13 protein-coding genes, 1 tRNA gene and 1 pseudogene are annotated in these 11,745 nt (G+C 62.9%); 6 read left to right on the top strand and 9 right to left on the bottom strand.

All coding sequences use genetic code 11. The features are described from left to right. Positions 1 to 226: 226 nt before the first annotated feature. Positions 227 to 1,354 carry a CobW family GTP-binding protein gene (locus tag NKI39_RS08970; RefSeq protein WP_352831453.1) on the bottom strand — a complete coding sequence of 376 codons (1,128 nt, stop codon included), beginning with the start codon at positions 1,352 to 1,354 and terminating at the stop codon, positions 227 to 229. A gap of 4 nt (positions 1,355 to 1,358) precedes the next feature. Then, positions 1,359 to 2,537 (bottom strand): D-alanyl-D-alanine carboxypeptidase family protein, encoded by a 1,179-nt coding sequence (locus NKI39_RS08965; protein ID WP_352831457.1) that lies wholly within the window; start codon positions 2,535 to 2,537, stop codon positions 1,359 to 1,361. 270 nt (positions 2,538 to 2,807) lie between these two features. On the opposite strand from NKI39_RS08965, the gene NKI39_RS08960 reads away from it, so the two are divergent. Further along, positions 2,808 to 3,971 (top strand): M20 aminoacylase family protein, encoded by a 1,164-nt coding sequence (locus NKI39_RS08960; RefSeq protein ID WP_352616115.1) that lies wholly within the window; start codon positions 2,808 to 2,810, stop codon positions 3,969 to 3,971. Between the two features lie 72 nt (positions 3,972 to 4,043). On the opposite strand, the gene NKI39_RS08955 is transcribed toward NKI39_RS08960, so the two are convergent. The 4 genes from NKI39_RS08955 to NKI39_RS08940 all read right to left on the bottom strand — a co-directional run bounded on the left by NKI39_RS08955 (position 4,044) and on the right by NKI39_RS08940 (position 5,632). Continuing rightward, complete coding sequence (locus NKI39_RS08955) at positions 4,044 to 4,190, bottom strand: glycine zipper domain-containing protein (RefSeq protein WP_352831451.1); 147 nt, start codon at positions 4,188 to 4,190, stop codon at positions 4,044 to 4,046. A gap of 38 nt (positions 4,191 to 4,228) precedes the next feature. After that, positions 4,229 to 4,519 carry a hypothetical protein gene (locus tag NKI39_RS08950; RefSeq protein ID WP_352451191.1) on the bottom strand — a complete coding sequence of 97 codons (291 nt, stop codon included), beginning with the start codon at positions 4,517 to 4,519 and terminating at the stop codon, positions 4,229 to 4,231. A 134-nt stretch (positions 4,520 to 4,653) separates the two neighbouring features. Beyond that, positions 4,654 to 5,178 (bottom strand): hypothetical protein, encoded by a 525-nt coding sequence (locus tag NKI39_RS08945; RefSeq protein ID WP_502898360.1) that lies wholly within the window; start codon positions 5,176 to 5,178, stop codon positions 4,654 to 4,656. A 127-nt stretch (positions 5,179 to 5,305) separates the two neighbouring features. Then, positions 5,306 to 5,632 carry a DUF1330 domain-containing protein gene (locus NKI39_RS08940; protein WP_023677873.1) on the bottom strand — a complete coding sequence of 109 codons (327 nt, stop codon included), beginning with the start codon at positions 5,630 to 5,632 and terminating at the stop codon, positions 5,306 to 5,308. 338 nt (positions 5,633 to 5,970) lie between these two features. Between NKI39_RS08940 and NKI39_RS08935 the strand changes: the two genes are divergently transcribed. Further along, positions 5,971 to 6,663, top strand: a complete 693-nt coding sequence (locus NKI39_RS08935; protein WP_352457625.1) for a winged helix-turn-helix transcriptional regulator — start codon at positions 5,971 to 5,973, stop codon at positions 6,661 to 6,663. Between the two features lie 47 nt (positions 6,664 to 6,710). After that, a tRNA-Arg gene (locus NKI39_RS08930) sits at positions 6,711 to 6,787 on the top strand. Here NKI39_RS08930 and NKI39_RS08925 read toward each other — a convergent pair. After that, positions 6,782 to 7,687, bottom strand: coding sequence for an alpha/beta fold hydrolase (locus tag NKI39_RS08925; RefSeq protein ID WP_352831450.1), 906 nt, complete (start codon positions 7,685 to 7,687; stop codon positions 6,782 to 6,784). The genes NKI39_RS08930 and NKI39_RS08925 overlap by 6 nt on opposite strands. A 263-nt stretch (positions 7,688 to 7,950) precedes the next feature. On the opposite strand from NKI39_RS08925, the gene NKI39_RS08920 reads away from it, so the two are divergent. The 3 genes from NKI39_RS08920 to NKI39_RS08910 all read left to right on the top strand — a co-directional run bounded on the left by NKI39_RS08920 (position 7,951) and on the right by NKI39_RS08910 (position 10,555). Further along, a complete protein-coding gene (locus NKI39_RS08920) occupies positions 7,951 to 8,577 on the top strand; it encodes a hypothetical protein (RefSeq protein ID WP_352831448.1) in 627 nt (208 codons plus the stop codon). A 92-nt stretch (positions 8,578 to 8,669) separates the two neighbouring features. Continuing rightward, positions 8,670 to 9,557 (top strand): DUF1259 domain-containing protein, encoded by an 888-nt coding sequence (locus tag NKI39_RS08915; RefSeq protein ID WP_352471465.1) that lies wholly within the window; start codon positions 8,670 to 8,672, stop codon positions 9,555 to 9,557. A gap of 224 nt (positions 9,558 to 9,781) precedes the next feature. Beyond that, positions 9,782 to 10,555, top strand: a complete 774-nt coding sequence (locus NKI39_RS08910; RefSeq protein WP_352831446.1) for a sulfite exporter TauE/SafE family protein — start codon at positions 9,782 to 9,784, stop codon at positions 10,553 to 10,555. Positions 10,556 to 10,754: 199 nt separating this feature from the next. On the opposite strand, the pseudogene NKI39_RS08905 reads toward NKI39_RS08910, so the two are convergent. Both NKI39_RS08905 and NKI39_RS08900 read right to left on the bottom strand, forming a co-directional pair. Further along, a pseudogene (locus tag NKI39_RS08905) lies at positions 10,755 to 11,188 on the bottom strand (YqaA family protein). 142 nt (positions 11,189 to 11,330) lie between these two features. Then, positions 11,331 to 11,483 carry a hypothetical protein gene (locus NKI39_RS08900; RefSeq protein WP_352564561.1) on the bottom strand — a complete coding sequence of 51 codons (153 nt, stop codon included), beginning with the start codon at positions 11,481 to 11,483 and terminating at the stop codon, positions 11,331 to 11,333. Between the last annotated feature and the right edge of the window lie 262 nt (positions 11,484 to 11,745).

Here is an 11,745-nt window from a genome sequence, read left to right as displayed (position 1 = left end):
TCGACCTCAACCTCGTCGAGAGATAGCATGGAGCACTGTTCGCGATGTCCTCGCACACCTGTTCGCGATGTCTCCGGTCCAAACACCCCCTTGAGGGGGAGATGGCCGGCAGGCCAGAGGGGGTCGCCGCGCGTGAAGCACCAAGTTTGGTCCCACAGGGGGGTCGCGCCAGCCGAGGCGACCCCCTCTGTCGCCTTCGGCGACATCTCCCCCTCAAGGGGGGAGATCACGATCCGGCAATAGCCAGCGGGTTGCTTTCCAGTGCTGCGCGATCCGGCGTGTCGATCGACGGCCGGTTGGTGAAGGCGGCGAACAGCCGCCGGACATAGTCTTCGGGCATGTCGAGCGTGATCAGCACCAGCCTGGTGCCGCGCTGGCTGTCCGGCCAGGCCGGCAGTTGCACCGGCGGATGCAGGATCTTCTGCACGCCATGGATAACCAGCGGCCGCGACGGGTCTTCTGCAAGCTCGATGACGCCTTTCATCCGCAAAAGGCGCTCGCCATGCGCCGAGCGCAACAGATCGAGAAACATCTCGATTGCCGAAAACGGCACCGGCCCGTCATGAACCAGCGAATACGAACGCACGCGGGAATCGTGCCTGTGGTCATGGTGATCATGGTCGGCATGGTCATGCCCGTCGTGATCATGCCCGCCGTGGTCATGCCCGCCGTGGTCATGGTCGTGGCCGGCTTGTTCGCCGAGCCAACGCTGCACATCGACGGATTTGGTGGCCGGATTGTAGAGGCCGCTATCGAACAGGGTCGCGGTGCTTGCCTCGCCCACGTCGAGCACCACGGCGCCCGGGTTGAGCTGCCTGAGCCGCGCCCGCAACGCCTCGACATCGCCTGCATCCGTGGTCAGGTCGGCCTTGCTGAGCACCATGCGATCGGCGACGGCCACCTGCTTCACCGCCTCGACATGCGCATCGAGCGTCGCATTGCCGTTGACGGCATCGATCAGGGTGATGACGCCGTCGAGCCGGAAGGCCTGGACCAGGGCCGGGTGTGCCATGATCGACTGCAGTACGGGGGCGGGATCGGCGAGCCCGGTGGTTTCGACGATGACGCGGGCAAGCCGGTCGATGCGGCCGGTCTGCAGCCGGTCGACGAGGTCGGCCAGCGTGTCGACCAGCTCGCCGCGCACCGTGCAGCAGAGGCAGCCGTCGGAGAGCTGGATGATGCCGTCGGAGGCCTGCTCGACCAGGAGATGGTCGATCGCCACCTCGCCGAACTCGTTGATGATGACGGCGGTGTCGGCGAGCGCCGGATCCCGGAGCAGCCGGTTGAGCAGCGTCGTCTTGCCGGCACCGAGAAAGCCGGTGAGCACCGAAACGGGGATCGGGAAGCCGGCCATGCGGCTAGTTCAGCGCCTTGGCCGGCTGCTGGACCTGCGCGGCGGTGGCGGATCCGGCCACAACTGGCTCGGCGCCGGCCGGCGGCGCCCGGTCCGGCCGCCATGTCGGCAGCGGCACGTCGGCATATTCCTGCCCGGAGGCGTCGAGCATCGCCTTCGGCTTCGGTCCCGTGGCGCCGCCGAGGCCGACGGCGATCAGCGTCGGTACATGGTCGAGCTTTTCCTGATAGGGCGATTTCGGCACGTCCTTGCCCTTGTCGCCGACGGCGGGTGCGGTTTCCGATTGCTCCTCGACCGGCTTCTTCTTGCAGATTTCGTCGTTCATGTCGTTGGCCGACATGGTGTCGCCATAGGCGGGCAGCGCCGCGACCGTCAGCCAGCTCGGCGCCGGGGTTGCAAAACCCTGGTCGAGCAGTTTCGCCGCCGCCTCGGCGCGGGTGACTGCCGATCGTTCGCCGAGCACCACGGCGACCAGGGTGCGGCCGTTGCGGGTCGCCGAGCCGATCATGTTGAAACCGGACGAGCAGACGAAACCCGTCTTCATGCCGTCGGCACCCGGATAGCGGCCGATCAGCAGGTTGTAGTTGGAGATCGCCTTCTTGCCGACGGCAAGGCCTTCGATCGAGAACCAGGGGGCATATTGCGGAAATTCCTTGCGAATCGCCATCACCAGCAAAGCGAGATCGCGCGCTGTCGTATACTGGTCCGGCGAATAGAGCCCGTTCGGATTGACGAAATGGGACCCGCTCATGCCGAGCCTCTGCGCTTCGGCATTCATGCGTTCGGCGAAAGCCGCTTGCGAACCGCCGATATTCTCGCCGACCGCCATGGCGATATCGTTGGCCGATTTGACCAGCATCATCTTCAGCGCATTGTCCAACCGCATCACCGAGCCCGGCTTGAAGCCCATCTTGCTCGGCGGCTCGCCGGCAGAATGTTTCGTTACCTTGACCGGCGAATCGAGCTGGACCTCGCCCGCGGCAATCGCCCGAAACGCCACATAGGCGGTCATCAGCTTGGTCAGCGACGCCGGGTACCAGCGCCTGAACGCCTCCTGGTGCTGCAGGATCTTGCCGCTGTTCAGGTCGAACAGGATTGTCGGATTGGCCAAGGCAGGCCCGGCCAGCGACGCAAGCACCACCGTGCCCGCCACCAACAGTCTGAGGAAATGCCTGTAGCGCATCATGAAAACCGAAATAGCCTCTTGCCGCAGTCGCACCTGGCTCCGTAAGATTTCGTTACACGATCGCCAGGATAATGGTCCGGCCCTCTGTTCCCGGACCACAGTCGCGGTGCTATTTACTCTATGTGACGTCAACATGGCAAAGTGCTGCCGATCACAATGTGGAAGCAGCAGCACAATGCAAAGCAGCGTGCATGGTTGCAAGGCAGCAGGCACAATTGCAAAGCAGCAGGCCAAGACCGCCTGCTCCAACAGCGAAATGGAACCATCATGCCGATCCTGAACCGAGCCGCCGAAATGCAGGACGAGGTGGCCGGCTGGCGCCGCCATTTGCACCAGACGCCGGAGCTGAATTTCGACGTCTTCAAGACCGCCGCTTTCGTCACCGAGAAGCTGAAGGCTTTCGGCTGCGACGATATCGTGACGGGTTTGGGCAAGACCGGCGTCGTCGGCATCATCCGCGGCCGCCACGGCGAAGGCTCGACCATCGGCCTGCGCGCCGACATGGATGCCCTGCCGCTCAACGAGATCACCGGCAAATCCTATGCCTCGACCGTCCCCGGCAAGATGCACGCCTGCGGCCATGACGGCCACACCGCTATGTTGTTGGGTGCCGCCAAATACCTCGCCGAAACGCGCAATTTCGCAGGCTCCGTCGCGGTCATCTTCCAGCCGGCCGAAGAGGGCGGCGGCGGCGGCAACGAGATGGTCAAGGACGGTATGATGGAGCGCTTCGCTATCTCCAAGGTTTTCGGCATGCACAACATGCCGGGCCTGCCGGTCGGCCAGTTCGCCATCAGGCCCGGCCCGATCATGGCGGCGACCGCCGAATTCACCATCACCGTCAAGGGCCGGGGCGGCCACGCGGCGATGCCGCACGGCACCATCGATCCGATCGTCATCACCAGCCAACTCGTCGGCGCATTGCAGACGATCGCCTCGCGCAGCACAGATCCGGTCGAGGCGGTGGTCGTCTCGGTGACGAAATTCCACGCCGGCGACGCCTATAACGTCATTCCCGAGACTGCCGAGATCGCCGGCACCGTACGCACGCTGAAGAAGGAAGTCGCCAAGAAGGCCGAAGAGCGCATCCGCGCACTTTGCCAAGGCCTGGGCGCTGCCTTCGGCGCGACAATCGAGGTTGATTACAATGCCAATTACCCCGTCACCTTCAACCATCCGGAAGAGACGGTCTTTGCCAGCGACATCGCGGCCGACGTCGCCGGCGACAGCCATGTGCACCGCGCCATCCAGCCGGTGATGGGCGGCGAGGATTTCTCCTACATGCTTGAAGCGCGGCCGGGCGCCTTCATCTTCATCGGCAATGGCGATACCGCCGGCCTGCACAACCCAGCCTACGACTTCAACGACGAGGTCATCCCGCACGGCATGAGCTATTGGGTGAAGCTGGCGGAAACAGCGCTGGCGGCGTAGCCATTCGGCATCGGCGGTGCGGCAACCGCCGCACCTCTGGGCGGCAAAACTGGGCAGGACATGTTCGGCTGGTCACTTCCGGCCGGACGACTTCCGGGCAAGGCCGAAGGCAATGCCCAGAGCGATACCTATACCAATGCCCGTAACAATGTTGTCCAACACGACGCCGATAGCCACGCCGATCACGACGCCGAGTGTGAGGTGTTTGGCATCCATCATGCCCGGTCATGTAGCGTGGAAGGGAAGAGCCGCAACCGCTACGGTCCGCTCTTCGGATCCTCGACCTCCAGCGCCTCCATGACCGGCGCCAGCTCATTGTCATCGGCAGCCTGCGGCTCTTCGCCTGTCCTCGCCTTCGTCAGGGCTGCCTCGATCGCCTCCTGGATATTGCCGAGTTCGTCTTCGCGAACCTCGTGGCCATAGCCGGCAGCATCGGCATCCTGCTCGAATTGCTGCGCCAGGACAGCGACGCTCACCTCGCTCTCGGCCGGCAGATTGCCGACATTCTCCTGCAGCCAGGTCTCAAAGAACTCTTTGGTGGCGCTCATGCGGTCTCTCCTCGGGACACTAAAGCGCGTCGGCATCCCGAAAGTTCCGCTCTCTGAGCCGTCTTTGCGCCCGTTGCCGGCTGCCCCGCAACTCAGCGCGGCCAGGCGGCGTTGGCGCCGCCTGGCTCGGCTGCTTACTGGCTGGCAGCAGTCGTCGGTTCGCACGACACGTTCGGGTTCATGTCCGCGAACGCGCCGGTCGGGTTGCCCTTCCAGGCCCAGACATGCAGCTCGTAGAACGGGCCGAGGCCATAGCGGTTGGGCGCGCTGTTGAAGTTGAACAGATGCCCATCGAGCGAGGCCGGGCCTTTCGAGGTGATGTATTCGACAGCGATCAGTTTTAGCGTGCCGTCGGCCATCGGCTCGTACATCACCGCTTCCGGCTTGGCGACATCGACAGCGTCGTCCTTGAGGTAGCCCGGATTGACGTAGTGGATGCCCATGGCGCCGCCGGTGATGCCGCTGGCGCAGGGGATTGGCGCATAGCCCTCGGCGGTCGCCGCCGCCACATTCTCGAAGCGGCTGTTGGCCGCGCGTACCTTGTCGGCCAGCGGATTGGGACCGGACGCGGGCGCTGCCTGATGCGCCTGCGCCAACGCAGTGCAGGCCGACAGCAGCGCCGCGGCAGCGAGAACTCTATTGCGAAAGTTGATTGTCATAGTCATTCCATTCTTCTTGAAAAGCACAGCCCGGCCGGCCGCCGGAGGTAAGGAGGTCCGGCAGGTGGGCGCTGTGGCTGTTGTTGCTGGGAGATCCCTGTCCCGATGCGACGAATGCAGGGGAAGATCATCCCTTCGGCAGATACGGGATGGTTCCGGCCAGATCGGAGTTGTCGATCAGCTGGAAACGGCTGTCGCTGCCGCCCTGACGGGCCGAAACGAACGGCGCGTAGGCAGGATCGTCGGTGAAGGCGCGCGCCGCGGCCTCGGTCGGGAACGCCATCAAGGCAATCAGCGTGGTGTCGAGCGGCTTGCCTTCGAGCGTCTTCACATTGCCGCTGCGGGACAGATATCTGCCGCCGTGCTTGTGAACGAGGTCGTGGACCGACGCGGCATAGGCCGGCATCCACTTCGGGTCCCTCACCTTGATGTCTGCGATAACGTAAGCGGTCATGGGTCATGTCTCCTGGTCGTGCACAGGGGTATCCCGTGCAGCGGCCAAGGGGTCGCATGGCAGGGCCGGCGCCAGCCAGTCCGCGATCTGTACTGGTGTGGCGAATCCGAAATTCGCATTCACTTTGGAGCAACGCAGCGAGCGAATTTCGGATTCAAAAGCCACACCAGCAAGTGCTTGGATTTCCAGTGTGGTTTTGGATTTGAAGTTCCTAATGCTGATGCCACCCAGAAAGCAGGAACTTCGAATCCACCGCACTGGGCCGGTACAGTTTCTGTACTCGCCGCGTCGCCGGGAAAGGCCTATGGTTCCGGCGGAGTTTGAGGGAAGGCAACATCGTGACCCAGTCCGGATACAAACAGTTCTGCCCGTTATCGATGGCCGCCGAGGTGCTGTGCACCCGCTGGACCATGGTTCTGCTTCGCGAATTGGTGGCGGGATCGACCCGTTTCAACGATTTGCGCCGCGGCGTCCCCAAAATGTCGCCGACCCTTCTGTCGCAACGCCTCAAGGAGCTCGAGCTGGCCGGGATCGTCGAGCGCAAGGAGGTGCGCGGCGAGAAAGGCATCTTCGAATACCGGATGACCGAGGCAGGCAGGGATCTGCGTTCCGTCGTCGAGGCGATGGGTTTTTGGGGCCAGAAATGGGTCGAGTCCCGGTTGTCGCTGAAGAACCTCGATCCATCGCTGCTGATGTGGGACATGCGGCGCAATCTCAACGCGTCGCCGCTGCCCGACGGGCGCACAGTAATACAATTTCTGTATCAGGAGCTCCCCGCCTCCAAGCGGTCATGGTGGCTGATCGTCGAGAAGCACGGCGAGGTCGACCTCTGCTGGTACGATCCGGGCTTCGATGTCGATCTCTACGTCTCGACCGACCTGCACACCATGACCGAAATCTGGATGGGGCTGATCACCGTCGAGAAGGCCGGGCCGAAAGTCATCTTGACGGGCGACCAGGACATCGCGCGCAAAATGCAGACCTGGCTCGGCCTGAGCCCGTTCGCGGTCGAACCCAAGCGAGCGGCCTAGCTGCCTCTTGGCGAAACGTCCCGAAGCGGTTATGTGTCGGGCCGCGTGGTCCCGTAGCTCAGTAGGATAGAGCGGCAGATTCCTAATCTGTAGGTCACAGGTTCGATTCCTGTCGGGATCACCACGCTTTCAACTGGTTACCTGACGGTCGCGTCGGTGCTCGGCTGTGAACGCGTGCGAGGAAGTCGCGCACCAACGCAAGCGCCTCATCGAAATGGGTTTCCAGTAGCCAGTGGCCGGCGCCATTGAGGAGATGGAGCTCTGCTTGCGGCAAGTCGCGCTTGTAGGCGCGGGCCGATGCGGCCGGCATATAGCCATCCTCGGGACCCCAGACGATCAGTGTCGGTGGTTGCCGTTCGCGCAGATAAGCCTGGTATTTCGGGAACCAGTTGAGGTTCGCCTCCAGCTTCTCCATCAGGCCGACCGCAAGCCGCCGACGGGGCGGCGTGTCCATCAGAGGCCAATGGAGTTTCCACAGATCCGGTGGCACGCGCTCGGCCACGGCCTCGCCAACCTCACCGATGAACTCGTGCCGGAAGCCCTCCTCGCTCACCGCTTCTTCCAGCGGGCGATGCTTGTCGGGCGTCTTGTCGTTCCAATACGCCTTGATGGCTGCGTATTTCGGGCCGAGCACGTCTTCGTAGATGTCGCCGTTTTGGATGATAAGCGCGGCAACGCGCTCCGGATAGGCGATGGCGTGGCGCAATCCGATCTGCGAGCCGTAATCGTGCAGCCAGAGCGCATAGTGAGATAGGCCGAGCGCGTCCGCGAAAGCCGCCAAAAACCCGGCATAGGTCTCGAAATCGTAGCCGAATGCAGCCATGTCGGGCGTAGCGCTGTAGCCGAAGCCAGGAAAATCCGGGGCGAACGTGTGCCAGCGATCAGCCAGTCCGGGCATCAGCCTTCGAAACTGATAGGACGAACAGGGATAGCCGTGCGGCAGCAGAAGCACGGGAGCGTCGGCCGGGCCTTCCTCGCGAAAGAAGACAGTAGTTCCGTCAACTCTGATTTGGCGGTGTCGCAACTTTGCCTCCTCGATCGAAAGGCTCCGAAAATGACTGGTAACCCCCGCATCCCGTTGTGAGCGCCTGGATCCGAAACTCATGATCAGGTCGAGGGTTCCCGGTCGCGCCGGTGACAGCGGCCAAGGAACCTGCCGCCGATCAGATCGTTTCGCGGTATCTGGCTAAGGCCAATCGGAGCGGAGGCAGACATGCCGCATGCTCACAATCGCGGGACACCGAACACGGGCCGGCTCTGCCAGTTCGGGGCTTGGCGCGATGCTGCGTGACGATGCTGCGTGACGTCGACTATGTCCTGCAAAAACTCGACTGGATGCGCGCCGAAGGCATCTGGCCCAACGGCTGGCGTTATCTCTGGACCGATGCCTTTGGGGTCGTGCTCTACGTCTCGCTTTATGCGGAAACTGGCGAAGAGCGCTGGCTGGGCGAAGCCGCGCGGCTGGTGGCCGATGTCGAGCGTGTGCTCGGCCGCCGGCGCGGACTGAGGATCGGCGAAGCGGCCGATCGCGACGGCCAGTATTTCCACTATCTGGCGATGTGGCTGTTCGCCCTGGCGCGTCTCGGCGATCTGAAGCCGGAATACCGCAAGCGCGGCATTGCGCTGGCGCGGGACATTCACCCGGCATTTGTGGTCCCTGGCCGCGGCGTGATCTGGAAGATGCAGGAGGATCTGAGCAGCCCATATCCCGGCTACCGTCTCGGCAGCATGGATGCCTATGACGGCGACGTGGCGAAGCGGTTTGACGAACTGGAAAAATGGGCGAGAAAGAACCTTCCGGTCGGCGACGTCGTGGGGCGCTGGTGCAATGAGGATTATGATACGGCCGACAGGATTCCATATGCCGGCGAGCCCGATCCAAAAATGGGCTCGAGCGCGACCCGGCGATCGTAATCATTGCCGCGATCATGCGCGGCGCCGACCCTCCCGCCACGAAGCCAGCAGCCGCATGACAAATTGGGGGGCAGATCACAAGGAGAAATCCCATGCATGCAAAACTCGTGACCGGAGCAATGCTGATCGCGATGTCGGCGCTGCTCCAACCGGCATCGGCGGCACCCGATTGGCAAACAATCGCTAAGGCGCTCGGCAAATCCGGAACCGAGACGCCTGATGGCGTCTACCGGGTCGGGCTGCCGCGAACGGACCTGAAGGTTTCGCTCGACGGCGTGGCCCTGAAACCCGGATTTGCGCTTGGAGGCTGGATTGCGTTCGAACCCATGGGAGATCAGGCAATGGTTATGGGCGACATCGTTCTGACGCAGGACGAGGTGAACCCGGTCATGAAGAAGCTTGAAGAAAGCGGGATCGAGATCACTGCGGTACACAACCACTTGCTGCGCGCGGAGCCAATGACACTCTACATGCACGTCTTCGGCCAGGGCGACCCGGTTACGCTCGCCACAGCGCTTCATGCCGGATTGGCGCTGAGCAAAACACCGATGGGAGGCGGCGCCCAGCCGCAAGCCGCACCACAGATCGAGTTCGACACGGCCGGTGTCGACCAAACCATCGGTTATAAGGGTAAGGCCAATGGCGCGGTCTACCAGTTCACGATCTCGCGCGCTGAGCCGGTCGAGGAAAATGGAATGGAAGTGCCGGCGGCCATGGGCTCGGCAATAGCGATTAACTTCCAATCGACAGGTGGCGGCAAGGCGGCGATCACGGGTGATTTTGTGCTGACAGCAAAGGAGGTCAATCCGGTTATCAAAGCCATGCTGGATAACGGCATCGAGATCACCGCGTTGCATAGCCACATGCTCGATGAGCAACCGCGGCTCTTCTTCATGCATTTCTGGGCGTACGACGATGCGCAGAAGCTGGCGAAAGGACTGCGCGCAGCCCTCGACAAGGTCGCCGTCAAAAAGAGCTAGATTGGGCGTCCGCGCGCGCGTCCAACGGCGGAGTTCGGCCGACTCGGAGCGATCGTCGGCCTTCTTCCCGCCGCCTCGGGAATGGTTCTCTGGCACGGCGTCTCTCCGCCACCAGCATTGCGCCTGAGATCACCTTTCCATCGCACACGAGACTCAAGGGGCGGGCCGGGCTTTTGCGAACTAACGCGTTCGGAACGATCAAAGGTCCGCTTCGTTCTGATCGGATGGACTGGATTAGACTAGGCCTCCTGGCGTTGGCGGGGTTCCTCACCTGGACACTGAACACCCTCTCGGCCGGAGGCGGAGGTCTATTGCTGATCCCCGCCGTGACTTTCATCACAGGGAGCGCGGCGGTTGCGCCGGTCATCACCTTGACCGAGCTCATCGGCAATCCCATCCGCGCCCTGGCCTTCCGGCGCGACATCGATTGGAGCCTGGTCCGTTGGTACCTGCCCGGCGCCATCGCCGGTGCCGCTGCGGGCTCCTGGCTCTTCGCCAACAGTCGGGCGGAATGGCTCCAGATACTCATAGGGATCTATCTGATCAGTGCAGTCTGGGAATTTCGCGGCGGCGCGCGCGAGCGGAGCTACCGAGCCCGCCGCTGGTGGTTCCTCCCGGTCGGCCTGATCGTCGCGCTGTTGTCGGCGCTGATGGGCACGGTGGGACCCGTCTTGAATTCGCTCTATCTGAACTACGGTTCGGAGAAGGAGACGTTGGTCGCCACGAAATCGGTGAACTCGTTTGTGACCGATGTCGTCAAGATCGCGGTATTCACCGGACTCGGCGCGCTCGGTGGTCAGGCGGTCATGTACGGCGCAGCCGCGGGTTTGGGCGCTGCGCTTGCCAATCTGCTGGCCAAGCGCTGGCTCGAACGCCTAAGTGGACGACAGTTCCGCGGCCTTGTGGTCGCGCTCATGGCTGTGAGTGGAGCGCTGATGATCTGGAACCAGCACAGCTTCGTTGTGCAGGCCTGGCGCGCGGCCACAGGAATGTCTTAACAATGTCGATGTTGGCTGGAGCGCTGCGCCGTAGCTTGGTTGACCGGTCGCGCGATACGCAGAAGCTGGCAAAAGGCCTGCGCGCAGCCCTCGACAAGGTCGCCGTCAAAAAGAGCTAGCGCTTCCCGTCCGCGCGCATCATACAGGGCTCTTCGAACCAGCCGACCTAACCAGCTCAGCTTCGAGAAGCTTCGTGAGATTAGATCACGCTCAGGGTCACGGCGGCAAGAACCAGATAGCGGCCGACCTTGGCGGCAGTGACCAGCAAAAGGAAAACCCGAAAAGGCTCGCGCAGGACGCCCGCGACGACGGTTAGCGGATCACCGACAACGGCAGCCAACTCTGCAGGAGCGACCACTTTCCATAGCGGCGATACCACACTTGCGCGCGGTCCAGTTGCGCTTGGTTCATCGGAAACCACCGTTGGCCCCGAAAGCGCTCGATGCCTCGCCCGAGCCGCCAGTTGATCACCGATCCAAGCACGTTGCCGACGCTCGCGACTCCGATGAACAGCCAGGGCGAGTAATCCGCAAGCACGAGTTCGACCAGCACTGCTTCCGATTGCATCGGCAGGATCGTAGCGGCGAGCAAGGCCGCCAGGTACAGACCAGCACAGGCCGCGAGATCGGTCATTGAACCGCATATCCGCCAGTCGACCTAATGATGGTGACCTTCGGGTTCGACCATCTTGAACGGCAGCACCTGTTCGCGATCTTTCGCGGTCAGCACCAGACCTGCCTGGAACTCATGCGGTTCGGCAGGGGCGACGGTGCTCTCAAGGCGGTGATGGTTGTCGCCGACAGGTTTCGAGGCGAAGCGTCTCCGGCCCGCCGGGCCGGTCGATGATCACCGTCGCTGCCAGATCGTCGGCCTGGCGATCGATGGTCAGCCGCGTCCGCTCGCCGGCCGGTGTGTCGACGATTTCCAACGTCCCCGCAGCCAGGCGACCTTAAAGGGCTCCGGCGCAGCGTCAGTTGCGATACCGGTCCGTGGCCAGCGCAGCGCATCATAATTCTGCTGTTCCTTCAGCCTGCAAAGTCTCCGCGAGAATCGTGAGGGTCGCGCCGGTGAAAGCGGCCAAGGAACCTGCCGCCGATCAGATCGTTTCGGGTATCTGGCTAAGGCCAACCGGAGCGGAGGCAGATATGCCGTATGCCCGCAATCGCATGGAACCGAACATCGGCAAAGTC

Origin of the sequence: Mesorhizobium sp. M0664 (assembly GCF_040320565.1) — a bacterium.
In the GTDB taxonomy this organism is placed as follows: Bacteria; Pseudomonadota; Alphaproteobacteria; order Rhizobiales; family Rhizobiaceae; genus Mesorhizobium.
The sequence above is the reverse complement of the archived record's forward strand: the minus strand, read 5'-3'. Positions and strand labels throughout refer to the sequence as shown.